This is a genomic window from Variovorax sp. YR266 (assembly GCF_900107295.1).
Taxonomy (GTDB): Bacteria; Pseudomonadota; Gammaproteobacteria; order Burkholderiales; family Burkholderiaceae_C; genus Variovorax.
The window spans coordinates 572,482-593,942 of sequence record NZ_FNPM01000002.1; the positions used below are offsets into that span (position 1 = coordinate 572,482).

Here is a 21,461-nt window from a genome sequence, read left to right on the forward strand (position 1 = left end):
CCTTGGCTTCGATGAATCCAGAAGATTCTGCGAGGCGGATGCGCGAGGCGGAAGGAAGCTGTTCGCGCTTTCTAATGCGCCCCGCGACTAAGGGTGATTGCCGTTTGGAGATAGCCAAAAGATAACCCGCCGTAGCGGGTAATCAGCGGGAGAACGCCTTGGTTGGTATGTCAGGGCTTGTCGCGTTCAGCTCGCACCCACTTCAACCGAAACTCCGCTTCGCTGGCAGAGAGCTGCCCTTCCGCCACCAGCCTCTTGAGCCTTCGCTCATCCGCGCGGTTCAGTGCATCTTTCAGGAGAGCCATCTTGCGCTCCCGGCAAGGGCTGCATTCGTAGAAACTCGTGGAGCCCGCGACAACCTTCATCCTTGCGTCGAACTCCGCTGTACCGATTCGCCCCGTGGGCTCGATTCCCATGGCGAGGATTCGTCCATTCTTGAACGTAACAAGCGCCTCCCCCTCACATCCCGTGGCGTCCACCTTTTCCGGGTCGTAGCCTTTCCACGAAACTCTCCGCATATGCAACAAGGCATAGCGGACATCCTCCTCCGTCAAAACGACGTCGTCGCAGTTCAGGAAGTCCTTGTTCTCCCAAGCAACGTTTCGACGTGAAGGTTCTGTGACCTCTACTTTCTGCACATAGGCAATCGGATATCGCCTATCGGCTGCTTGTGCTGGAAATGCCGCGGCCACCACGACCAGCGCCGCAGCAGTCATGAGAATGTTTATCTTGTTCATGGTGTCGGTATGGACAGTTTCCAATTCGCGCCTTGCGCCTCCGTTATGTTCTTGCTGCTGACCACAGGATGACGAAAGACTTCAGTCGGACCGATCTTTATCGAATCTGCGAGTACGCTGACAAGCCACGAGAGAGATTGATTCTGAGCCGCGGTCGGCGTGTCGAATATGCCGTGTTCACCTCGTATTCTTTCGAGTGACCACTCGAGCTCCTTGCCAGATGGTTTGAACCCCACGGGCATCCTAGCCCTGCCGACCATCTCGATGCCGATCGCTTCCATGTTGCCCGGGTAGCGCTCACCTGGTGGCTTGCGCATCTCGATGCGATGCATTCCCTCCGCCCCCACGTTCTTGAAATCGCCTGGGCGGCATTTCCCCGCGATCAGGCATCGCGCCTTCAACGGCCCCACATGATTCGTACGCTGATAAATCGCCGCCGTCTGGTAGATGGTCCCATCCTTGTCGATGAGAAAGTGTGCTCCATTCGCCTTAGGCCGCTTGTAGCTGTTCAATGAAGACGCCGAAGTATCGGCGTCGGTCTGGTGCACGACGATGCCGGTGATTGCTCCGGCTCTTTTCCCTCGCTCGATCTGCGGGCTGCGAGCATGTCTAACTCGCGCGTGACTGAGCATTCCGTGTTCGTCAATTTCAACGAGCATGGGGTTCCTCCCTGAATATCTTTGATTGGTTGACGACTCTTCACGAGGCGTTTCCCAGCATCGACACACGACACGGATCGCACCTCGCGGCGCGGATGCTATGGCGATGTCTTCAAAGAAAATTCAGGGTCTTGAAAGATTCGATGGATTCCAGAAATTCAGCACGGTCGATGAATCCACACCCTGTAAACCCCTGCAAACACGAAGCCCAGAAACGAAAAAACCCGGCGCCATGACAGCGCCGGGTTGTCGCAGATGCCCGAGGGTCCGTCAGAGCTTCGCGATCGAAACCTCAGTCGACTTCACGAGCGCGACCACGTCGGAGCCCACCTTCAGTTGCAGCTCGTCGACCGAGCGCGTGGTGATGACCGAGGTGACGATGCCCCAGGCGGTTTCGACATCGACTTCGGAGACGACGTCGCCGCGGATGATCTCGCGGACCTTGCCCTTGAACTGGTTGCGCACGTTGATGGCTTGGATGGACATGATGGTTTCTCTTTCAGGTTGAAGCGGGAATGAATGGATGAATGGGCCGTGTCGTCAGACGATCTCGGCCACGTCGTCGAACGCCAGCCGCGGCCCGCGCTCGAAAGTGCCGGCGTGGTCGGCCACGCCGAGGTTGACGAGGAAGTTGGCGCGGTAGCGCCCGTCGGGGAAGAAGGCTTTGTCGACCAGGTCGGCGTTGAAGCCCGACTGCGGCCCCGCGTCGAGCCCGAGGGAGCGCGCCGCCAGGATCAGGTAGGCGCCCTGCAGGCTGCTGTTGCGGAAGGCCGTGGCCTGTGCGGCTTCGGCGCTCTTCTCGAAGAAGGGCTTGGCGTCGTAGGCCGGGAACTGCGTGGGCAGGTGCTCGTAGAAGCGCGTGTCGTGCGCCACGATCACCGTGACACCGGCCGCCAGCGTCTGCGCAGTGTTGCCCGCGGACACGGCTGGCTTCAGCTTCGCCTTGGCTTCTTCGCTGCGCACGAACACGTAGCGCGCCGGCTGGGCGTTGTAGGCGGTCGGGCCCCACTTCAGCAGGTCGTAGAGCTTGTGGATCAGTTCGTCGGTCACGGGCACGGGCTTGAAGGCGTGCACGGTGCGGGCCTTGCGGAACAGCTGGTCCAGCGCGGCTTCGGGAATGGATTGCAGTGTGGTCATGTCTTCAAAAAGGTGTTTCAGTTCGACGCTGCTGCGAGCGCTTGGTCGAGGTCGGCGATCAGGTCGTCGATGTGCTCGATGCCGACCGACAGGCGCACGGTGTCTTCGGTCACGCCGGCCTTGGCCAGCTCCTCGGGTGACAGCTGCCGGTGCGTGGTCGAGGCGGGGTGCGTGGCCAGCGAGCGCACGTCGCCGATGTTCACGAGGCGCGTGAAGAGCTTCAGCGCATCGAGGAACCTCGCCCCACCCTCGCGACCCGCACCGATTCCGAAGGTCAGCACACCGCTGGAGCGGCCGCCGAAGTACTTCTTGGCCAGCGGGTAGTCGGGGTGGTCTTCGAGCGCCGCGTAGTTCACCCAATTCACGGCCTTGCTTTGCTTCAGATGCTGCGCCACCGCGAGTGCGTTGCTGCTGATGCGGTCCATGCGCAGTGCCAGCGTCTCGATGCCCTGCAGGATCAGGAAGGCGTTGAACGGCGAGATGGCTGCACCGGTATTGCGCAGCGGCACCACGCGCGCGCGGCCGATGTAGGCGGCCGGGCCCAGCGCCTCGGTGTAGACCACGCCGTGGTAGCTCACGTCAGGCTCGTTCAGGCGCCTGAAGCGCTGCTTGTGCTCGGCCCACGGGAACTTGCCCGAATCGACGATGGCACCGCCGATGCTGGTGCCGTGGCCGCCCAGGTACTTGGTGAGCGAGTGCACCACGATGTCGGCGCCGTGTTCGATAGGCCGGCTCAGGTACGGCGAAGGCACTGTGTTGTCGACGATCAGCGGCACGCCATGGCGATGCGCGATCTCGGCAATGGCCGCGATGTCGGTCACGTTGCCCGCCGGGTTGCCCAGCGATTCGACGAACACCGCCTTGGTCTTCTCGTCGAACAGCTTCTCGAAGCTTGTCGGATCGCGGTGGTCCGCGAAGCGCGTGGTGATGCCGAACTGCGGCAGCGTGTGGGCGAACAGGTTGTAGGTGCCGCCATACAGCGCGGTGCTGCTGATGATGTTGTCGCCGGCCTCGGCGATGGTCTGGATCGCGTAGGTCACGGCCGCCTGGCCCGAGGCCAGCGCCAGCGCCAGCGCCGCAATGCCGCCTTCAAGCGCGGCCACGCGCTGCTCCAGCACATCCTGCGTGGGGTTGTTGATACGGGTGTAGATGTTGCCCGGCACCTTCAGGTCGAACAGGTCCGCGCCGTGCTGCGCGCTGTCGAAGGCATAGGCCACCGTCTGGTAGATCGGCGGCGCCACTGCGCGGGTGGTCGGTTCGGGCGAGTAGCCGGCGTGCACCGACAGGGTTTCGAATTTCCAGTTCTGCGACATGCGACTGCCTTTCAAGGGGGCGGATGGATGAAAGAAGCTCAGATCGCCCAGCGCAATGCATGCGCGGGGGTGCTGAGCCAGCTTGCGTCGGTGCTCTCTGGCGCGGTGTCTTCCGGCTTCTGCAGCACCCTGTCGAGGATTCGTTTTTCAATGGCCGCGAAGGCCGGGTCGCCCTGCGAACGCGGGCGGGCCAGCGCGATGTTCTCGTCGAGCGCGATGCGGCCGTCTTCGATGAGGATCACGCGGTCGGCCAGCGCCACGGCCTCCTGCACGTCATGCGTCACCAGCAGCGCGGTGAAGCGGTGGCGCTGCCACAGGTTCTCGATGAGGCGGTGCATCTCGATGCGCGTCAGCGCATCCAGCGCCCCCAGCGGCTCGTCGAGCAGCAGCAGGCGCGGGTGATGCACCAGCGCGCGGGCCAGTGCCACGCGCTGCCGCTGCCCGCCCGACAGGCGCGCCGGCCATTCGTTCTCGCGGTCGGCCAGGCCGACTTGCGCCAGCACTTCCTTGCCACGCGCCTTGGCGTCGTTGGGCAGGCCCAGCGTCACGTTGTCGAGCACGCGGCGCCACGGCAGCAGGCGCGCCTCCTGGAACATGATGCGGGTGTCGTCGTGCAGGCCATGCACGGCCTTGCCGTCGGTGTAGAGGCCACCGGCGCTCGGCTCCTCCAGCCCCGCGATGAGCCGCAGCAGCGTGCTCTTGCCGCAGCCGCTGCGCCCGACGATGGCGATGAACTGGCCCGGCTCGATGGTCAGGCGCGTGTTGCGCAGCACTTCGCGCGCACCGTAGCGCTTGTGCAGGCCGCGCGCTTCGAGGCGCACGCCGCCGGCGATGGCCTGGGGTTGGATGTCTTTCAGGACGGCACTCATGAGCTTCAGGCTCCGGGTTTGAACAGCGCCACGTTCAGCGCATCGATTTTTCGGGGGAGCAGCTTTTCCGTGAAGAAGGCATCGGCGATGCGCTGCTGCTCGGTCAGGGCCTCGGCCACCACCGGACGCACGGCATAGCTGCGGCGGCTGTTGGCCTGCTCGATGGTTGCGGCGTCCAGGCCCCACACGGGCGACAGCAGCGCTGCCGCGTCCTTCGGGTTCTGCTTGACCCACTTGCCGGTCTTCTCGAGCTCGGCGTAGACCGCGCGCAGCACGTCGGGCCGCGCCTTCGCGAACTTGGTGCTCGCAAGGTAGTAGCGCTGGTACGAGGCGATGCCCGCACCATCCGCCAGCACGCGCACCTTCGACTGGCGCTGCGCGGCAGCAAGGAACGGGTCCCACACCACCCATGCGTCGATGGCGCCCTTCTCGAAGGCGGCGCGGCCATCGGCGGGCGTGAGGTAGGCGGGCTCGATGTCCTTGAACGACAGGCCGGCCTTGTCGAGCGCGGCGATCAGCAGGTAGTGCGCGCCAGCAGCTTTCGCGAAGCCGATCTTCTTGCCCTTCAGATCGGCCACCGTCTTGATCGGCGAGTCTTCGCGCACCACGATGGCCTGTGCAGCGGGCGACGGTGCCTCCTGCGCAATGAAGGTCAAGTCTGCTCCGGCAGCTTGCGCGAACACCGGTACGGTGTCGGCCACGTCGGCGCTGATGTCCAGGTTGTCGAGGTTCAGCGCCTCCAGCAGCGGCAGGCCGCTGGTGAACTCGTGCCAGCTCAGCGTGACGTTGAGCGGCGCGAGCTGCTTTTCGAGCGCGCCCTGCGCCTTGAGCACGGCGATCAGCGTCGACGACTTCTGGTAGCCGAGCCGCACGGTCGCGGGCCGGGCGGCCACGCCCTGTGCAAGCACCGCACCGGCGCCGAACGCACCCAGCGTGGCGATGACGGTGCGACGGGAAACATGGAATTGCGTCATGCCCCTGCCCTCACTTCGCCTTCTTCTGGTAGCCCGGATGCCACCGCAGCCACCATTGCTCCAGCCCGCGCGCGAACAGGTCGGCCAGCTTGCCGAGCAGCGCGTACAGCAGGATGCCCACGAGCACGATGTCGGTCTGCAGGAACTCGCGGGCGTTCATCGTGAGGTAGCCAATGCCGGCCTGCGCCGAGATGGTCTCCGCCACGATCAGGATCACCCACATCAGGCCCAGCGAGAAGCGCAGGCCCACGAGGATCGACGACAGCGCGCCCGGCAGGATCACCTCGCGGTACAGCTGCCAGCGCGACAGGCCGTAGGTGCGCCCCATCTCGATCAGTTGCGGATCGACGTTGCGGATGCCGTGGAAGGTGTTCAGGTAGATCGGGAAGAACACCGACACCGAAATCAAGAACAGCTTGGCCGATTCGTCGATGCCGAACCACAGGATCACCAGCGGAATCAGCGCCAGCGCCGGAATGTTGCGCACCATCTGGATGGTGGAGTCGAGCAGCGTCTCGGCGAACTTCACCGAGCCCGTGAGCAGGCCGAGCGCAAGCCCCGCCCCACCGCCGATGGCCAGCCCCGCGAGCGCACGACCCGCGCTGACCTTCACGTGCGTCCACAGCTCGCCTGACACCGTGAGGTTCCACGCAGCCTTGACCACGTCGACAGGCGCCGGCAGCACGCGCGTGCTGAGCCAGCCCAGCGACGATGCGATCTGCCAGAAGACGATGAGCCCGACCGGCACGAGCCACGGCACCAGTCGCCCGGCGACGTTGGCAGCGAAGCTCTTGAATGCGTTGCCGGTGTTCTCGGTGGGTGCCACGGCCGGCAGCTCCTGAACTTGTTCGGTCATGACGGTCCTTCAGCTTTGGGAGACGAGGCGCGAAGGCGCGTCGAGATTGGCGACGACCTCGCCGAAGGGCCCGCTCAGCGAACCGCCTGCCAGGCGCGTCTGCGCCTTGCGCGAGAGCAGCGGGAACACCAGCTCGGCGAAGCGGTAGGCCTCTTCGAGATGCGGGTAGCCCGAGAGAATGAATTTGTCGAGGCCGAGTGCTGCGTATTCCTCGATGCGCGCAGCGACGGTCTTCGGGTCGCCCACCAGCGCAGTGCCAGCACCGCCACGCACCAGGCCCACACCAGCCCAGAGGTTCGGCGCAATCTCAAGCTCGGCGCGCGAGCGCTTGGCGCCGCCAGCATGCAGCGCGGCCATGCGGCGCTGGCCTTCGGAATCCATGCGCGCAAACGCAGCCTGCGCGCGGATGACGGTCTCGTCGTCCACGCGGCTGATCAGTTCTTCGGCGGCCTTCCACGCGGCGTCTTCGGTCTCGCGCACGATCACATGCAGGCGAATGCCGAACTCGACCTTGCGGCCCTGCCGCTCGGCGCGGGCGCGCACGTCGGCGATCTTCTTCGCGACTTCCGCGGGCGGCTCGCCCCAGGTGAGGTACGCATCGACCTGCTCCGCGGCGAGGTCGTGCGCAGCAGCCGACGAGCCGCCGAACCACACGGGCGGATACGGCTTCTGCACCGACGGGTAAAGCAGCTTCGCACCCTTCACGCTCAGGTGCTTGCCTTCGAAGTCGAAAGCCTGCCCGTCGTGGCTGCGCGCGATGATCTCGCGCCAGATGCGGATGAACTCTGCCGACTGTTCGTAGCGCGACGCATGGTCGAGGTACACGCCGTCGCCTTCGAGCTCGGCCTGGTCGCCGCCGGTCACGAGATTCACGAGCAGGCGCCCGCCGGAGAGCCGGTCGAAGGTCGCGGCCATGCGCGCGGCTAGGCTGGGCTGATGCAGGCCGGGGCGCACCGCCACCAGGAACTTGAGCTTCTTCGTCGCACCGATCAGGCTCGAAGCGATGACCCACGGGTCTTCGCACGAGCGGCCCGTTGGAATGAGCACGCCTTCGTAGCCGAGGTTGTCGGCCGCGCCGGCAATCTGCTGCAGGTAAGCCAGGTCGATGGGGCGTGCGCCCTCGCTCGTGCCGAGGTAGCGGCTGTCGCCGTGCGTGGGGAGGAACCAGAAGATCTGCATCACGCAATCCCCGCGCCGGCGGCTTCGAGCAGGTTGATCTTTTTCGGGATCAGCTTCAGTGCGAAGAAGGTGTCGGCAATCTGTTGCTGCTCCGCCAGGATGGCCTTGGTGATGGGTGTGGTTCCATAGTCCACCCGGCCCACCGACAAATCGGCCACCGGCTTCGGCAGGCCCCAGAGCGTGGCCAGCTCGGCCGCGTAGTCACCCTTGTTGGCTGCGCCCCAGACGTCGATCTTGTTGATCTCCTCGACCGCGATGGCCAGCACGTCGGCGTTCTTCGCCACGTAGTCGAGCGACGAGAAGTAGTAGCCACGGTTGCCGACCACGCCGGTGGCGTCGGCCAGCACGCGCGCTTCGAGCGACTTCTCGGCTGCGGCGAGGAACGGGTCCCAGATGACCCAGGCGTCGACCGAGCCCTTCTCGAAGGCGGCGCGCGCGTCGGCCGGAGGCAGGTAGACCAGGTTCAGGTCGGTGTACGGCAGGCCGTGCTTTTCGGCCAGCTTGACGATGAGGTAATGGACGTTCGAGCCCTTGTTGAGCGCGATCTTCTTGCCCTTCAGATCGGCCACGGTCTTGATGGCCGAACCCTTGGGCACGATCACCGCTTCCGCCCGCGGACGCGGCACCGTCGCGGCCACATAGGCCAGCGGCGCACCGGCTGCCTGCGCGAAGATGGGCGGCGCCTCGCCCACGTCGCCGAAGTCGATGGAGCCGACGTTCAGTGCTTCGAGCTGCACGGGGCCGGCGGTGAACTCGGTCCACTTCACGGTCACGCCGAGTGGTGCGAGTCGCTTCTCGAGCGTGCCGCGGCCCTTGAGGACGCTCAGCGGCCCCTTCTGGTTGCCGATGCGAAGCTGGCGTGCGGGCGCCTGTGCCAGCGCAGCAAAAGAAGGCAGCGCAATGGCGGCAGCAACGCCCTGGATCAGGCGACGTCGGGGTGCGGAAATCAATGTCATGGCAATGCTTGGGTATGGATGTGCCGCGCGGTCAGGCGGCGGCAATGAAACTCACGATCAGCGCAATGGCGCTGACGACGATGACGCTCACGGCAAGATCGCCCAGCGCGTGCCAGAGGGAGCGCGGCGAGGTGTCGAGCACGGAGTCTTCGGTGGCAACGGGGGTCATGCGTGGATTCCTTGGTCTGCAAAAACTTCAGGCAAAAGCTGTCCCGCACCGCGCGCAGGCGGCTTTCAAGAACGGGAATGAGGGAGATGAGGTCTGGACAAGCCGGGCTCGCGACGAGCCCGTGCTTTCAGACGCTACATCGCACGCGAGAAAACGGCACCGGCTCGAAGCCGTGGGTTGCAGGCAGCTTCAGGCCTTCGGTGGCCAGCACCTCGACGGCCTCGTTGAGTCGCTCGGCCAGGTCGTTGTGCACCTGGTAGGCGTTCTCGGGCGTCAGCGCAATCTGCGATTCGCTGGCGTACACGCCCGGCAGGATGTGGCGCGCCGACAGCGACTGCAGCACGGGGCGCAATGCGTAGTCGAGCGCGAGCATGTGGTGCGGGCTGCCGCCGGTGGCCAGCGGCAGCACCGTCTTGCCCTTGAGCGCGTTCTGCGAGAGCAGGTCCAGAAAGACCTTGAGCAGGCCGCTGTAGGCCGCCTTGTAGACCGGCGTGGCCACCACGATCACGCGAGCCGCCGCCACCTGGGCAATGGCACGCTCGATGGCCGGGTTGTTCCATTCGGCCAGCAGCAGCGCCTGCGCCGGCAGCTCGCGGATGGCAAGCCGCTCGATCCGCGCATGGCGCTGGGCCAGCCGCTCGCCCACCGAGTCGAGCAAGGCGGTGGAGCGGGACGGGGCCGTGGGGCTGCCGGCAATCAGGAGAACGGACACGGGAGACTTTCTGTTTTCTTCGGAGATGTCGAGGCGAGCCGGGTCATGACGCTCACGGAACGGGCGCCATGCGGGACCGGCTCGGTCGCGGGTCGAGTTACTTCTGCTTTGTCGTGTAGATCTGATCGAAGGAGCCGCCGTCGGCAAAGTGCTCCTTGTCGGCCTTCGCCCAGCCGCCGAAGGCCTGGTCGATGGTCACCAGCGTCAGCTTGGGGAACTGCTTGTCATACTTGGCCTTGGCCTTGTCAGACGTCGGGCGATAGAAGTTGCGGCCCGCAATGTCCTGGCCTTCGTCCGAGTACAGGTACTTCAGGTATTCCTCGGCCACGGCGCGCGTACCCTTCTTGTCGACGACCTTGTCGACCACAGCCACGCTGGGCTCGGCCAGGATGGAGATCGAAGGCACCACGATCTCGAACTTCTCGGGGCCGAATTCCTTCAGCGCCAGGAAAGCTTCGTTCTCCCAGGCCAGCAGCACGTCGCCCACGCCGCGTTGCACGAAGGTGATGGTCGAGCCGCGCGCGCCGGTGTCGAGCACGGGCACGTTCTTGAACAGGTTGCCGATGTATTCCTTGGCCTTGGCATCGCCGCCGTACTTGCGCTTGGCGAATTCCCACGCGGCCAGGTAGTTCCAGCGGGCGCCGCCCGAGGTCTTGGGGTTGGGGGTGATCACCTGCACGCCGGGCTTGATCAGGTCGTCCCAGTCCTTCAGGCCCTTGGGGTTGCCCTTCTTCACCAGGAACACGATGGTCGAGGTGTAGGGAGCGGAGTTGTGCGGCAGGCGCTTCTGCCAGTCGGCCTTGACGAGGCCACCGTGCGTGACGAGCGCATCGACGTCACCGCCCAGCGCCAGCGTGGCTACGTCGGCGTCGATGCCGTCGATGATCGAGCGGGCCTGCTTGCCCGAGCCGCCATGCGACTGCTTGACCGTCACGTCCTGGCCGGTCTTGGCCTTCCAGTACTTGGCGAAGGCCTGGTTGTAGTCAACGTACAGCTCGCGCGTCGGGTCATAGGACACGTTCAGCAGCGTCACCGGGGCTGCGCCGCCCTGGGCAAACGTCGGCAACGCCGACAGGGCCATGGCACCGGCCACGCCGGCACCCAGGGAAAGCTTGATAAAGTCGCGGCGGAGGCTCATGGTGTCTTGCTCTGAAAAGGCATATCAATGAAGCTGCGTATTCTCAATACGACATATAGAAACTGGAACGACCAAGTTTTCAGTTCTAAATAGCCAAATCAACTAAGCAACCGCTTTCCCCACTTTTCCCGTTCAAAGGCAATCGAAATGGCACGCATGGTTCAGTGCATCAAGCTCGGCAAAGAGGCCGAAGGGCTCGACTTCCCGCCCTACCCAGGCGAGCTGGGCAAGCGCCTCTGGGAAAACGTCAGCAAGGAAGCCTGGGCCGCCTGGCTCAAGCAGCAGACCATGCTGGTCAATGAAAACCGGCTGAATCTGGCCGATCTCCGCGCCCGCCAGTACCTGGCGCGGCAGATGGAAAAGCACTTCTTCGGCGAAGGCGCCGACGTGGCCCAGGGCTACGTCCCCCCCTCGGCCTCCTAACGGTCGCCACCGCGATTGCCGCCTACCTCTTCTTCGGGGAACACCGCAGAACCGGCTTTGCCGGGCTGCAGGTGTTGCCCCCTCGAAGGGGGTTGGCGAAGCGACACGAAGTGCGCGAAGCCTGGGGGTGAGCCTGTTACATGGCGCGCCGACGGCGTCCCCCGCAGCGAGCGCTTCGACGACATCTATCACACGGAAACCGGAGCGCTGGCGCAGTCGCGCCATGTGTTTCTGGGTGGCTGCGGGCTGCCTGAGGCCTGGATCGGACAGCCGCAATGGCTGATTCTCGAAACCGGTTTTGGCCTGGGCCTCAATTTCCTGACAACCTGGCAGGCCTGGCGCGCGGACGCCGGGCGGCCACGGATGCTGCACTTCGTCTCTATCGAGGCGCACCCGGTTTCGGCTGAAGACCTGCTGCGTGCGGCCGGGGCGTATCCCGAACTGGCCTCCCTCGCCCGCGAACTGGCCGCGCAGTGGCACGGGCTGCTGCCGGGCTTCCACCGCCTGGCCTTCGACGAAGGCCGCGTACTGCTCACCCTCTGCATCGGCGACGTGCAGCCGATGCTGCGCGCCCAGCGCTTCGATGCCGACAGCATCTTTCTCGATGGCTTCAGCCCGCAGCAGAACCCTGCCATGTGGTCGGAAGACACGCTCAAGGCCGTGTCGCGCTTTGCGCGGCAAGGCACGCGCATCGCGACCTGGACGATCGCGCGGACGGTGCGCGACGCGCTCAAGCAGTTCGGGTTCTCGGTCGAAAAAGACCAGGGCCTGCCACCCAAGCGCGATTGCCTGCGCGGCGTGTTCGCGCCCGCCTGGACGGTGCGCCGCCGCGGCCCCGTGCCCGAGCGCATCGACACGCCGGGCCGCTGCGCCGTCATCGGCGCCGGGCTTGCGGGCGCGGCCGTGGCAGCGAGCCTTGCGCGGCGCGGATGGCAGGTCACCGTGCTGGATGCCGCGGACTGGCCCGCCTCCGGTGCGTCGGGGCTGCCGGTGGGCATGCTCGCGCCACATGTGTCGCCCGATGATGCGCTGCTGTCGCGGCTCACGCGAGCCGGCATCCGCGCCACGTGGGCCGAACTGACACGATTGCTGGAAGAAGGCCGCGACTGGCGCGCCAGCGGCGTGCTGGAGCGCCGGCCCGATGGCGACACGCGCGTGCCGGCTGGCTGGAGCGAAAGCGGCCCCAACGAATCGTGGCCCGCGAGCGCCGGGCAACTGGCGGCTCTTGGACTGCCGAGCGATGCGCCCGCCCTTTGGCACGCACGCGCCGCCTGGGTGCGGCCGCACCGGCTGATCGCCGCGTGGCTGCGGCAGCCGGGTGTCGAGTTTCGTGGTGGGTGCAAGGTGGAGCGCCTGGAGCGGCACGCGAGCGGCTGGCAACTGTTCGACCCGGCCGGCCAGTTGCTGATCGACGTCGACCGCGTGGTAATAGCCGCAGGCTTCGAATCAGACCGATTCGCCCCCAGGCTCCCTCTTCAGCCGGTGCGCGGCCAAGTCGCCTGGGGCCACATGGCCGACGGCCTCGAACTGCCCGCCACGCCCCTCAACGGCGACGGCCATCTGGTCGCTCACGTGCCCGACGCCGAGGGCACCCCGATCTGGCTGGCCGGCGCGACCTTCGACCGCGACAGCACGGACCTCGCCCCCGCCGAGACGGACAGCGAAGCCAACCGCGAGCGCCTTGCGCGGCTGCACCCCGCCGCGGCCTCCGCGCTGGCCCCTTCGTTCGCGCACGGCCAGGTCAACGCCTGGGTCGGCATCCGCTGCGCCTCGGGCGACCGGCGCCCGCTGATCGGCCCGCTCGACGCCGATGCAGGCGGCCTCTGGGTCTGCACCGCGCTGGGCTCGCGCGGCCTGAGCTTTGCCGCGCTGTGCGCAGAACTGCTGGCCGCGCAGTGGCACGCCGAGCCGCTGCCCCTGCCCGCCACGCTGGCCAAGGCACTCAGCACGCGGCGGCTCTGAATATCAGCCCGCGCCCGATGCCCGCCAGGCCATCAGCAGCGCCATGCAGATCACCAGCACGAAGAAGTACTTGCGCAGCGCCTGCTCCTCCAGCCGGGTCGCCAGCCGCGCCCCGGCCGCCGTGCCGATCCACAGCCCCAGCACGACAAAGCCCAGCAGCACCCAGGGCAGCCCGCTGGCGACGCTGGCGTAGACAAGCACTGCCGGCAACGCCAGCGGCAGCGCGTTGATCGCCAGGCTCACCGCTTGCGCCCGGTGCTGCGAGTAATGCAGCGCCACCGTCAGCAGCGCCGTGATGGCCAGCCCGCCGCCGATGCCCAGCAACCCCGACGATGCACCCGCGACCATGCCAACGACCACCAGCGCGACGACTGCTCCGCGTGGCTCATCGGCCTGCGCCGCATCGACGCCCGCAGTCTTCGCAGGCGACTTCAGCACGACCAGCGTCGCCAGCACCAGCAGATACCCCACGAACATCCACCGCAGCGCCGCATCGGCGACATGGCTCGCCCCACGCGCGCCCGCATAAGCCCCAGCCAGAAACCCGAGCGAGATCCAGACCACCGTGCGCCACGCGGCCCCATGCCCCGACACCCGGTAGCGCAGAAACCCCGCCAGGCTGGTCGGCACCAGCTGCGCTGCGAGCGAAATGGCCTGCGCATCATGCTGCCCCAGCCCGGGCATCAACGCCAGCGCGGGCACCAGCGCCCCGCCGGGGCTCACACCGAGCAGGCCGGCCATCGCACCCGAAAAGATGCCGATCGCCAGCCCGCCCAGCACTTGAACGAGACCGAACGATTCGGGCATGGGCTAAGCGGCGCCCTGCCCCGAAGGCGCCAGCAGGTGATCGATACGGCTGTCCCCATAGGTGCGCAGCACCTCGGAGATCACCACCTTGTACCCGTCGAGCCAGTTCGCCTGCGCCGCCTTGGCCTGCTGGTGCACGGGGTGGCGGATCAACGCCTGCAGGCTGTCGAGCGAGTCCCAGTAGTAGACGTTCGACACCAGCCCGTTGCCCGTGTTCTCCCATGTTTCCTCGCCCAGGTAGCCGGGCAGCGACTTCGCTGCCGCGGCGATGGTCTGGTCGAGACGGTGGAATTCGTCGTCGAATTGCTTCTTGGCGAAGATGAAGGTGGCGGAGTACATGGCGAGCCGGAATCTCCTGGGTGAATGAACCCGAATGGACCCGGGCAGAGCCCGGACGGGCGCCGATTCTGCGGCATGTGCTCACGCCAATCCACCGTTTTGCCACGCGAACGCTGAGAATGCACCGCATGGCCATCCAGTACGACATCAAGCACACCACCGTCTATCGCTACAACAAGCCGGTCACCTTCGGCTTGCACCGCGTGATGTTCCGTCCGCGCGACAGCCACGACCTGCGCGTGCTGGCCACCGACCTGCAGGTGAGCCCGCAGGCCTTCACCCGGCTCATTCAAGACCCGCATTCCAATTCCGTGGCGCTGGTGCAGCCCATGGGCGAGGCGACCGAGCTGCGCATCGTGTGCTCTTTCACCATCGAGCACGTGCCGGCGCAGCAAGACCAGCTGGCGCTCGACCCCGCTGCCGAATTCTTGCCCTTCGCCTATTCGGTGCAGGAGCGCCTCGACCTCGAGCACTACCTGCGCCCGCACCACGACGACGACAACCAGGGCACGTTGATCCGCTGGGCCCACCAGTTCCTGCATACCGACAAGCCCAACAGCACGCGAGAGGTGCTCACGCGCATGAACGCGCACATCGGCCAGAGCCTCGAGTACAAGGCGCGCGACGAGGAAGGCACGCAAACGCCGCTCGTCACGCTGGCGCTCGGCAGCGGCAGCTGCCGCGACTACGCCCTGCTGATGATGGAAGCCGCGCGGCGCCTGGGCATTGCCACTCGCTTCGTCTCCGGCTATCTCTACGACGCCGCGCTCGACAACGCCGCCCAGACCAAGGGCGAATCGATGACCGGCGCCGGCACCACGCACGCCTGGCTGCAGGCCTATCTGCCGGGCATCGGCTGGCTGGCCTTCGATCCGACCAACAACCTGATGGGCAGCGGCCAGTTGATCCGTGTCGGCGTCACGCGCGACCCGGCGCAGGCAGCGCCCATCTCGGGCAGTTGGTACGGCGACGCCGAGGCCTACGAGGGACTCGAAGCGACGGTGGTCGTCACCCGCCGCAAGGACTGAGCGCCAACCACCGCCTCTTGCGCGCTCCTACCTCGACCGCGCCGCCCGATACGCCTTGACCACCGGCACCGCCGTGACGGGGCTGTCGGCGAAGAGGCCGTCGATGCCGGCGTCGAGGAACGCCTTGATTTCCCCGGCGGTGTCGCCTTGCATGATCGGGTCGGCCTTCGGCGCTCTCTTGAGGCTGTCCGGCAGGAAGTTGTTCTCGGGGCGGATCGTCCAGACGTGGACCAGCAGCTTCTTGTCGTGCGCGTCCTTCACGAGCGTGGTGGGCGTGCCGAGCTTGCCGTCGACCACCGGGATCACGCGTGCCTTGGCCGTGCCGACGCCCTGCGCATAAGCTGCGATCTCGGCCAGGCCCTCGGGCTTCACAAGATCGGCATACGTACGCTTGTCGCTCAGGGCCACGAAGTCGTAAGGCGCCCCCTGCCCGTCGATGAGCTGGACTATCTTCACCGTGCTCTTCAGGCGGATGTCCTTCAGGTTGCCGGTCTCGAAAGACTGCACGAACACCGGCGCATCAGCCTTGTTCAGGTCGTGCTTCTGCAGCGTGTCGAGCAGCTTCTTCTCCAGCGGCAGGCCTATCGAGCGGAAGTAGGTCGGGTGCTTGGTCTCGGGGTAGATGCCGATCACGCGACCCTTGGCCACCGACTGCGCCTTGGCGAGCTGGATCACTTCGTCGAGCGTGGGCACCTGGAACTGGTCGTTGTACGACACGTTGGCCGGGCGCAGCTTCGGAATGCGCTCGCGGGCCTTCAGCTCCTTGAGTTCGGCCAGCGTGAAGTCCTCGGTGAACCAGCCTGTGATCGAGATGCCGTCGATGACCTTGGTGGCCTTGCGGCCAGCGAACTTCGGCACGTCGGCCACGTTGGTGGTGGCCTCGATCACGGTGCCGGCTGCGTCGACGATGGCAATGGCGTTCTCGTGGCGGGCGACCAGTTCGCCGTCCTTGGTGGGCACCAGGTCGGGTTCGATGAAGTCAGCTCCGTCGTCGATGGCCTGCTGGTACGAGGCCAGCGTGTGTTCAGGCCGCTGCGCCGAAGCGCCGCGATGACCGATGACGAGCACGGGTGCCGCCTCCACTGGCGCTGGAGCCGGGGCCGGCGCAGGAGGCGCCGCCGGCGGTGACGCCGGCGCATCGGGTAGCGCGGGCATGCCGCCGCCACTGCCACCACCGCATGCCGCCATGAACGCGCAGGCACAAGCCGCCAGGGCGGTCCTGGAAAAAGTTAACAACTGCATTGAAATTCCCCCTATTTGTTTCTATCGATGTAAATACGCCTGCCTTTTGCTGCCAAGAAGGTTGGCGGCAGGCGCGCCGGATCATCGAAGGGGGAGGTGTCGGTCGCGTGACATGCACCACGCGACAAAGGGCCATCGGCGCGCACCGGCGCCTGCCCGTGCCGGATCAGCCGCGCGCTGCCAGCTTCGCTTCGAGCTCGGCAATGCGTGCGCGGGCTTCGTCGCCCTCGGGAATCTGCCGGCCGCTGTCGCGCCACTGCACCGCGCTCTTGAAGCCTTCGGCCTCCGCCTGGCGCCTGAACCACATCCCCTCTGGGTTGTGCCGCGTGATGCCGTCGAACACGGTCGCGAACATCTGGCTCTGCTCCAGCCCCATCGAGTGCCAGACCTGGTTGACGACCAGCTTGTGCATCATCAAGTGCGAACGCGGCACGCCCGCGATGCGCAGTGCGAGCTTCAGCGTGGCGTCGTCGAGCTGATCGGCGGGCACCGAGAAATTGGCGAGACCCCAATCGGCCGCCTGCGTGCCGGCAATGGTGTCGCCCGTGAACATGAGCTGCTTGGCGCGCATGGCACCGAGGCGATAGGTCCACATCGCGGTGGTCGGGCAGCCCCACACGCGCGTGGGCATGTAGCCGATGCGCGCATCGTCGGCCATGGTCAGCAGGTCGCAGCACAGCGCGATGTCGCTGCCGCCCGCCACCGCGTAGCCGTGCACCTTGGCGATGGTGGGCTTGCGGCTGCGCCACAGGGCCATGAAGTCGTCGGTGTTGCGCTTCATGGCGGCGTAGTCGAGCATCGGGTCCCATGGCGTTTTCTCTTGCCGGCAAGGGTGGTCGCCCTGCCCTTCACGCCCGTGGCCTTCGGCATAGTCGCCGAGGTCGTAGCCAGCGCAGAAGGCGCGGCCTGCGCCTTCGACCACGATCACATGCACTTCGTCATCGGCTTCGGCCCATTCGACCGCGCGTCGAATCTCCGAAGGCGTGGTCTCACCGATGGCGTTGAGCTTGTCGGGCCGGTTGAGTACGAGGCGCGCGATGCGCGGGTGCTGAGGGTCCTTGTCGATCAGGACGGTTTCGAAGGCTGGCATCTGGCTTGTCTCCTTGCGTAAGGGTTGTGCTGCTCTTGCAGCATCGTCACCCACGCGCAGGCAAACCTGCAAGCCTTTCAGGCGCTTGCCGCACCACCCAGCTGAAAGCGGAACACCGCGCCCTTGTCCGGCTGCTGCACCAGCCGTATGTCGCTGCCGTGCAGCTGCAAGATGCGCTTCACGATCACCAGGCCCAGCCCGCCGCTGCTCGCGCTGTCGGTGCGCGATCCGCTCATGAACACGGGGCGCATGAACAGGGCCGGCTGCAGTTCGCCCGGAATGCCGGGGCCCGTGTCGCTCACCTGAACCGTCACGCCTGCGTTCTCGGCACGCAGCTGCACCACGATTTCGCCGCCCTCGGGCGTGTGGCGGATGGCGTTGTCGAGCAGGTTGGTCAGCACGCGCTCGATCATGCCGAGGTCGGCCGACACCACCGGCAGGCCCGGCGCGATGTCGGGCTTGAGGCGTTGATGCCTCGCCTCGGCAGCCAGCTCGAACTTCTGGAACACGTCCTGCACGAGATCGGCGAGTGCGAAGTTTTCCTTCTCGGGCTTGACCACGCCGTATTCGAGGCGTGCCAGTTCGAACACTTCCTGCGCGAGGCGACCGACCTTGCGGCTCTGGCCCAGTGCGATTTCCAGATAGCGCCGGCGCTCTTCCTCGCTGAGCGAGCCGGCCTTGAGCAGCAGCGTTTCGAGATACCCGTGCAGCGAAGTGAGCGGCGTGCGCAGGTCGTGCGAGATGTTGGCGAACAGCTCGCGGCGCTGCTGGTCTTGCAGGGTCAGCTCGCGCCATTGCTCGGCGATGCGGCGCGTCATCTGCGCGAAGGCCTGGCCCAGCTGCGCGATTTCGTCGCTGCCGTGGGAGAGGCGCTCCAGCGTGGGAGCCTCGCTTTCGAGCGAGGCGATGCCTTCTGTCTCGAAGCGCTTGACGGCCGAGGTCAGCTCGCGCAGCGGCCGCGTGATGAGGCGGAAAGCCGCAAGGCCCGCAAGCAGCCCGAGCAGCGCCACCAGCCCCATCGACCACAGCGTGGTGCGCAGCACGTTGTCGGTCGCCGCATTGGCGACCAGCGCGTCGTGGTCTTCGCCCTGCAGCACCACGTAGACGTATCCCACGTCGCGCCCGTCCATGCGCAGCGGCGCGGCGCTGAACACCTTGGACGCGGCAAGACTTCGCGGATCGTCGCCGCCGATGGGCAGCGGCGCACCCGACAGCAGCTTGCGGATCGGCCCCAGCTCGACCTTGTCGCGCTTCAGGTGCCCGAGCGGTGCGGCCTGCGCCTTGATGCGGCCGTCCAGCCCCAGCAGATAGACCTCCACGCTCGGGTTGACGGCCATGAGCTTGTCGAAAAGATCCTTCACCGCCTCCTGGTTGAGTCCGCCAGGCTTCATGAGCTCGGAGTTCTCGGCGATGTGCGCCGCGAGCCCGAGCGACAGGCGCTGGATGACCTCCTGTTCGTGCATGCCGTTGGAGCGCATCTGCAGCCACGCCGATGCCCCGCAGCACACCAGCAGCAGCACCGCGAACACGGCCGACAGCCGCCGCGACAGCGTGGCCCACGCCATCACGCAGAGTCCTCCCCGGTCGCGGTGGCCGACAGCTTGTAGCCCCGCCCCCACACCGTGAGGATGCGCCGGGGCTCCGCCGGATCGGCCTCGACCTTGGTGCGCAGCCGGTTGATGTGCGTGTTGACCGTGTGCTCGTAGCCGTCGTGCTGGTAGCCCCAGACCTGGTTGAGCAGGTCGAGCCGCGAGAACACCTTGCCGGGGTTCCGAGCGAAGAAGTAAAGCAGGTCGAACTCGCGCGGCGTGAGTTCGATGAGCTTGCCGTCCACGCGCACCTCGCGCGCCAGCGGCTCGATGTCGAGATTGCCGAGCGTGAGGCTGCCCGACTCCATGCGCGCATTGCGCGCCAGCGCATCGGTGCGCCGCAGCAGCGCCTTCACGCGCGCCACCAGTTCCAGCACCGAGAAGGGCTTGGCCAGGTAGTCGTCAGCGCCCAGCTCCAGCCCGAGGATGCGGTGCACCTCGCTCGAGCGGGCACTGATGATGATGATCGGCGTATAGCGCGTCATGGCGCGGGCGCGGCGGCAGATTTCGAGGCCGTCGATGCCGGGCAGCATCAGGTCGAGCACCAGCGCGTCCCAGTTGCCGCGCTCCAGCTCGCGCAGGCCGGCGTGGCCGTCGGCGGCGTGCTCGACCGCATAGCCTTCGTCGCGCAAGTGCATGCGCAGGAGTCCGGCAATGTGGGCGTCGTCTTCGACGATCAGCACGCGCTTGGAGGTGTCCATAGGGCGCCATTGTCCTGCGATACGGCTTGCGGAGTTATCACGATTAATTGAACTTTGCGTGATGAATCGGCCATGGGGTGCGCCCAACAATCCGCCCCATGAACAGCACAGCCATCGCCCCACTCGCCGAGCCGCCCCCCGAGGTCGATCGCCGTCCCATCCATCCGCTGTGGATGCGCATCACGCACTGGCTCAACGCGTTGGCCGTGGTGATCCTGGTGACGAGCGGCTGGCGCATCTATGACGCGGCGCCGTTCTTCCCTTTCACCATCCCGACCATCATCACGCTCGGCGGCTGGCTCGGCGGCGCACTGCAGTGGCACTTTGCGGCCATGTGGCTGCTGGTGTTCAACGGCTTCGTGTACCTGGCCATGAACATCGCCAGCGGCCGGCTTGCCACCAAGTTCTTTCCGGTGACGCCCTCCGGCATCTGGCACGACGCGCTGGCCGCGCTGAAGGGCAAGCTCTCGCACGCCGACCCGCGCCACTACAACAGCGTGCAGAAGCTGGCCTACCTGTTCGTGATGCTCGACCTGATCGTGATCGTGCTGTCGGGCCTGGTGCTGTGGAAGTCGGTGCAGTTCGCCGTGCTTCGCGACCTGCTGGGCGGCTACGAGTTTGCGCGCCGCATCCACTTCTTTGCGATGGCGGCCATCGTCGCCTTCATCGTCGTGCATCTGGTGATGGTGGCCTTGGTGCCCCGCACCCTCCTCACCATGATCCGCGGCCGTGCGCCAAAAGCCTGATGAAAATCTTCAAAGCCCCAACCCTGAGCGGCATTGACGGCGACGCCGTGCTGCATGAAGCCCGCACGCTGATTGCGAAGAAGCTCGACCAGCCTTCGCGTCGCGCCTTCCTGCAACGCTCGCTCACGCTCGGCGGCCTCTCGCTGCTCACGGGCTGCAGCATCAGCGACAACGCGCAGGTGGAAGCGGCGCTCACGAAGATCTCGCGCTTCAACGACAAGGTGCAGGGCCTGATCTTCAGCCCGACGCAGCTTGCCCCAACCTACACCGAAGCCGAGATCACGCGCCCCTTTCCGTTCAACGCCTACTACGGCGAAGACGAGGTGCGCGAAGTAGACGAAGCCAGCTACAAGCTCGAAGTGACCGGCATGGTCGCCGACAAGCATGCCTGGACGCTGGCCGAGTTGCGTGCCATGCCGCAGCACGACCAGATCACACGCCACATCTGCGTGGAAGGCTGGAGCGCCATCGGCAAATGGGGCGGCGTGCGTTTTGCCGACTTCCTGCGCCACATCGGCGCCGACCTGACGGCCAAGTACGTCGGCTTCAAGTGCGCGGACGACTACTACACCAGCATCGACATGCCCACCGCGCTGCATCCGCAGACGCTGCTGACGCTGACCTACGACGGCCAGCCGCTGCCGCCCAAGTACGGCTTTCCGATGAAGCTGCGCATGCCGACCAAGCTTGGCTACAAGAACCCGAAGCACATCAAGGCGATGTTCGTCACCAACACCTACACAGGTGGCTACTGGGAAGACCAGGGCTACAACTGGTTCGGAGGGAGCTGAGGGGCCGACACAGCCGCTCGACTGCCGAAGAAAGCGCAAGGCCC

The 21,461-nt window shown here is 66.1% G+C and carries 24 protein-coding genes; 5 read left to right on the forward strand and 19 right to left on the reverse strand.

All coding sequences use genetic code 11. The annotated features are described in order from the left end of the window. Positions 1-170: 170 nt before the first annotated feature. The 13 genes from BLW48_RS08245 to BLW48_RS08300 all read right to left on the reverse strand — a co-directional run bounded on the left by BLW48_RS08245 (position 171) and on the right by BLW48_RS08300 (position 10,699). Positions 171-737, reverse strand: a complete 567-nt coding sequence (locus BLW48_RS08245; protein ID WP_093173955.1) for a hypothetical protein — start codon at positions 735-737, stop codon at positions 171-173. Beyond that, a complete protein-coding gene (locus BLW48_RS08250) occupies positions 734-1,396 on the reverse strand; it encodes a peptidoglycan recognition protein family protein (RefSeq protein ID WP_093173957.1) in 663 nt (220 codons plus the stop codon). The genes BLW48_RS08245 and BLW48_RS08250 overlap by 4 nt, the downstream gene beginning before the upstream one ends. A 270-nt stretch (positions 1,397-1,666) precedes the next feature. Continuing rightward, positions 1,667-1,882, reverse strand: coding sequence for a TOBE domain-containing protein (locus BLW48_RS08255; protein ID WP_007829250.1), 216 nt, complete (start codon positions 1,880-1,882; stop codon positions 1,667-1,669). Positions 1,883-1,936: 54 nt separating this feature from the next. Then, positions 1,937-2,533 (reverse strand): malonic semialdehyde reductase, encoded by a 597-nt coding sequence (locus BLW48_RS08260; RefSeq protein WP_093054585.1) that lies wholly within the window; start codon positions 2,531-2,533, stop codon positions 1,937-1,939. 17 nt (positions 2,534-2,550) lie between these two features. Then, the gene (locus tag BLW48_RS08265; protein WP_093173959.1) at positions 2,551-3,846 is read right to left on the reverse strand and encodes an O-acetylhomoserine aminocarboxypropyltransferase/cysteine synthase family protein; all 1,296 of its coding nucleotides are present in this window, start codon (positions 3,844-3,846) and stop codon (positions 2,551-2,553) included. A 38-nt stretch (positions 3,847-3,884) separates the two neighbouring features. Continuing rightward, entirely contained in the window at positions 3,885-4,715 is an 831-nt protein-coding gene (locus BLW48_RS08270) for an ATP-binding cassette domain-containing protein (protein WP_093074723.1), read from the reverse strand. 5 nt (positions 4,716-4,720) lie between these two features. Further along, entirely contained in the window at positions 4,721-5,689 is a 969-nt protein-coding gene (locus tag BLW48_RS08275; protein ID WP_093173961.1) for an aliphatic sulfonate ABC transporter substrate-binding protein, read from the reverse strand. A gap of 10 nt (positions 5,690-5,699) precedes the next feature. Next, entirely contained in the window at positions 5,700-6,545 is an 846-nt protein-coding gene (gene ssuC / locus BLW48_RS08280; protein WP_093173963.1) for an aliphatic sulfonate ABC transporter permease SsuC, read from the reverse strand. 9 nt (positions 6,546-6,554) lie between these two features. Then, positions 6,555-7,724: an FMNH2-dependent alkanesulfonate monooxygenase gene (gene ssuD / locus BLW48_RS08285; RefSeq protein ID WP_093173965.1), complete on the reverse strand. Its 1,170-nt coding sequence runs from the start codon at positions 7,722-7,724 to the stop codon at positions 6,555-6,557. Further along, positions 7,724-8,680: a sulfonate ABC transporter substrate-binding protein gene (locus tag BLW48_RS08290; protein WP_093173967.1), complete on the reverse strand. Its 957-nt coding sequence runs from the start codon at positions 8,678-8,680 to the stop codon at positions 7,724-7,726. Before BLW48_RS08290 ends, ssuD begins: the two co-directional genes overlap by 1 nt. Before the next feature lie 31 nt (positions 8,681-8,711). Further along, positions 8,712-8,849, reverse strand: coding sequence for a hypothetical protein (locus BLW48_RS35370; RefSeq protein ID WP_177142297.1), 138 nt, complete (start codon positions 8,847-8,849; stop codon positions 8,712-8,714). Positions 8,850-8,976: 127 nt separating this feature from the next. Then, complete coding sequence (gene ssuE / locus BLW48_RS08295; RefSeq protein WP_093054572.1) at positions 8,977-9,561, reverse strand: NADPH-dependent FMN reductase; 585 nt, start codon at positions 9,559-9,561, stop codon at positions 8,977-8,979. Between the two features lie 97 nt (positions 9,562-9,658). Continuing rightward, on the reverse strand, positions 9,659-10,699 hold the full coding sequence (locus BLW48_RS08300; RefSeq protein WP_093173969.1) for a sulfate ABC transporter substrate-binding protein: 1,041 nt from the start codon (positions 10,697-10,699) through the stop codon (positions 9,659-9,661). A 147-nt stretch (positions 10,700-10,846) separates the two neighbouring features. On the opposite strand from BLW48_RS08300, the gene BLW48_RS08305 reads away from it, so the two are divergent. Continuing rightward, the gene (locus BLW48_RS08305) at positions 10,847-11,122 is read left to right on the forward strand and encodes an oxidative damage protection protein (RefSeq protein ID WP_093173971.1); all 276 of its coding nucleotides are present in this window, start codon (positions 10,847-10,849) and stop codon (positions 11,120-11,122) included. 15 nt (positions 11,123-11,137) lie between these two features. After that, positions 11,138-13,084 (forward strand): bifunctional tRNA (5-methylaminomethyl-2-thiouridine)(34)-methyltransferase MnmC2/FAD-dependent 5-carboxymethylaminomethyl-2-thiouridine(34) oxidoreductase MnmC1, encoded by a 1,947-nt coding sequence (gene mnmC / locus BLW48_RS08310; RefSeq protein ID WP_177142298.1) that lies wholly within the window; start codon positions 11,138-11,140, stop codon positions 13,082-13,084. Between the two features lie 3 nt (positions 13,085-13,087). Here the strand turns inward: mnmC and BLW48_RS08315 are convergent, their stop codons facing one another. Continuing rightward, entirely contained in the window at positions 13,088-13,891 is an 804-nt protein-coding gene (locus BLW48_RS08315; RefSeq protein ID WP_093173975.1) for a sulfite exporter TauE/SafE family protein, read from the reverse strand. 3 nt (positions 13,892-13,894) lie between these two features. Then, a complete protein-coding gene (locus tag BLW48_RS08320; protein ID WP_093054564.1) occupies positions 13,895-14,230 on the reverse strand; it encodes an antibiotic biosynthesis monooxygenase family protein in 336 nt (111 codons plus the stop codon). A 128-nt stretch (positions 14,231-14,358) separates the two neighbouring features. Here BLW48_RS08320 and BLW48_RS08325 point away from each other — a divergent pair, with 128 nt between their 5' ends. Further along, complete coding sequence (locus BLW48_RS08325; RefSeq protein ID WP_256216665.1) at positions 14,359-15,258, forward strand: transglutaminase family protein; 900 nt, start codon at positions 14,359-14,361, stop codon at positions 15,256-15,258. A 27-nt stretch (positions 15,259-15,285) separates the two neighbouring features. Here the strand turns inward: BLW48_RS08325 and BLW48_RS08330 are convergent, their stop codons facing one another. From BLW48_RS08330 to BLW48_RS08345, 4 genes are all read right to left on the reverse strand, one after another. Beyond that, a complete protein-coding gene (locus tag BLW48_RS08330; RefSeq protein WP_177142299.1) occupies positions 15,286-16,500 on the reverse strand; it encodes a glycerophosphodiester phosphodiesterase in 1,215 nt (404 codons plus the stop codon). 166 nt (positions 16,501-16,666) lie between these two features. Then, positions 16,667-17,590, reverse strand: coding sequence for a crotonase/enoyl-CoA hydratase family protein (locus BLW48_RS08335; RefSeq protein ID WP_093173977.1), 924 nt, complete (start codon positions 17,588-17,590; stop codon positions 16,667-16,669). 77 nt (positions 17,591-17,667) lie between these two features. After that, complete coding sequence (locus BLW48_RS08340) at positions 17,668-19,155, reverse strand: sensor histidine kinase (protein WP_093173979.1); 1,488 nt, start codon at positions 19,153-19,155, stop codon at positions 17,668-17,670. Continuing rightward, the gene (locus BLW48_RS08345; protein WP_093173981.1) at positions 19,155-19,880 is read right to left on the reverse strand and encodes a response regulator transcription factor; all 726 of its coding nucleotides are present in this window, start codon (positions 19,878-19,880) and stop codon (positions 19,155-19,157) included. The genes BLW48_RS08340 and BLW48_RS08345 overlap by 1 nt, the downstream gene beginning before the upstream one ends. Before the next feature lie 98 nt (positions 19,881-19,978). Between BLW48_RS08345 and BLW48_RS08350 the strand changes: the two genes are divergently transcribed. Together BLW48_RS08350 and BLW48_RS08355 are read left to right on the forward strand one after the other, a co-directional pair. Further along, positions 19,979-20,626, forward strand: a complete 648-nt coding sequence (locus tag BLW48_RS08350) for a cytochrome b/b6 domain-containing protein (RefSeq protein ID WP_093173982.1) — start codon at positions 19,979-19,981, stop codon at positions 20,624-20,626. After that, entirely contained in the window at positions 20,626-21,417 is a 792-nt protein-coding gene (locus tag BLW48_RS08355; protein ID WP_093173984.1) for a molybdopterin-binding protein, read from the forward strand. The genes BLW48_RS08350 and BLW48_RS08355 overlap by 1 nt, the downstream gene beginning before the upstream one ends. Positions 21,418-21,461 lie beyond the last annotated feature (44 nt).

What these genes read in the sequence shown, in the direction of transcription:
- ssuC (WP_093173963.1), bottom strand. Translation starts at nt 6,545, where the DNA reads ATGACCGAACAAGTTCAGGAGCTGCCGGCCGTGGCACCCACCGAGAAC.
- BLW48_RS08335 (WP_093173977.1), bottom strand. Translation starts at nt 17,590, where the DNA reads ATGCCAGCCTTCGAAACCGTCCTGATCGACAAGGACCCTCAGCACCCG.
- BLW48_RS08275 (WP_093173961.1), bottom strand. Translation starts at nt 5,689, where the DNA reads ATGACGCAATTCCATGTTTCCCGTCGCACCGTCATCGCCACGCTGGGT.
- BLW48_RS08270 (WP_093074723.1), bottom strand. Translation starts at nt 4,715, where the DNA reads ATGAGTGCCGTCCTGAAAGACATCCAACCCCAGGCCATCGCCGGCGGC.
- BLW48_RS08290 (WP_093173967.1), bottom strand. Translation starts at nt 8,680, where the DNA reads ATGACATTGATTTCCGCACCCCGACGTCGCCTGATCCAGGGCGTTGCT.
- BLW48_RS08260 (WP_093054585.1), bottom strand. Translation starts at nt 2,533, where the DNA reads ATGACCACACTGCAATCCATTCCCGAAGCCGCGCTGGACCAGCTGTTC.
- BLW48_RS08350 (WP_093173982.1), top strand. Translation starts at nt 19,979, where the DNA reads ATGAACAGCACAGCCATCGCCCCACTCGCCGAGCCGCCCCCCGAGGTC.
- BLW48_RS08340 (WP_093173979.1), bottom strand. Translation starts at nt 19,155, where the DNA reads ATGGCGTGGGCCACGCTGTCGCGGCGGCTGTCGGCCGTGTTCGCGGTG.
- BLW48_RS08315 (WP_093173975.1), bottom strand. Translation starts at nt 13,891, where the DNA reads ATGCCCGAATCGTTCGGTCTCGTTCAAGTGCTGGGCGGGCTGGCGATC.
- BLW48_RS08355 (WP_093173984.1), top strand. Translation starts at nt 20,626, where the DNA reads ATGAAAATCTTCAAAGCCCCAACCCTGAGCGGCATTGACGGCGACGCC.
- BLW48_RS08305 (WP_093173971.1), top strand. Translation starts at nt 10,847, where the DNA reads ATGGCACGCATGGTTCAGTGCATCAAGCTCGGCAAAGAGGCCGAAGGG.
- BLW48_RS08300 (WP_093173969.1), bottom strand. Translation starts at nt 10,699, where the DNA reads ATGAGCCTCCGCCGCGACTTTATCAAGCTTTCCCTGGGTGCCGGCGTG.
- BLW48_RS08245 (WP_093173955.1), bottom strand. Translation starts at nt 737, where the DNA reads ATGAACAAGATAAACATTCTCATGACTGCTGCGGCGCTGGTCGTGGTG.
- BLW48_RS08250 (WP_093173957.1), bottom strand. Translation starts at nt 1,396, where the DNA reads ATGCTCGTTGAAATTGACGAACACGGAATGCTCAGTCACGCGCGAGTT.
- BLW48_RS08330 (WP_177142299.1), bottom strand. Translation starts at nt 16,500, where the DNA reads ATGCAGTTGTTAACTTTTTCCAGGACCGCCCTGGCGGCTTGTGCCTGC.
- BLW48_RS08320 (WP_093054564.1), bottom strand. Translation starts at nt 14,230, where the DNA reads ATGTACTCCGCCACCTTCATCTTCGCCAAGAAGCAATTCGACGACGAA.
- BLW48_RS08255 (WP_007829250.1), bottom strand. Translation starts at nt 1,882, where the DNA reads ATGTCCATCCAAGCCATCAACGTGCGCAACCAGTTCAAGGGCAAGGTC.
- BLW48_RS35370 (WP_177142297.1), bottom strand. Translation starts at nt 8,849, where the DNA reads ATGACCCCCGTTGCCACCGAAGACTCCGTGCTCGACACCTCGCCGCGC.
- BLW48_RS08265 (WP_093173959.1), bottom strand. Translation starts at nt 3,846, where the DNA reads ATGTCGCAGAACTGGAAATTCGAAACCCTGTCGGTGCACGCCGGCTAC.
- ssuD (WP_093173965.1), bottom strand. Translation starts at nt 7,724, where the DNA reads ATGCAGATCTTCTGGTTCCTCCCCACGCACGGCGACAGCCGCTACCTC.
- BLW48_RS08345 (WP_093173981.1), bottom strand. Translation starts at nt 19,880, where the DNA reads ATGGACACCTCCAAGCGCGTGCTGATCGTCGAAGACGACGCCCACATT.
- BLW48_RS08325 (WP_256216665.1), top strand. Translation starts at nt 14,359, where the DNA reads ATGGCCATCCAGTACGACATCAAGCACACCACCGTCTATCGCTACAAC.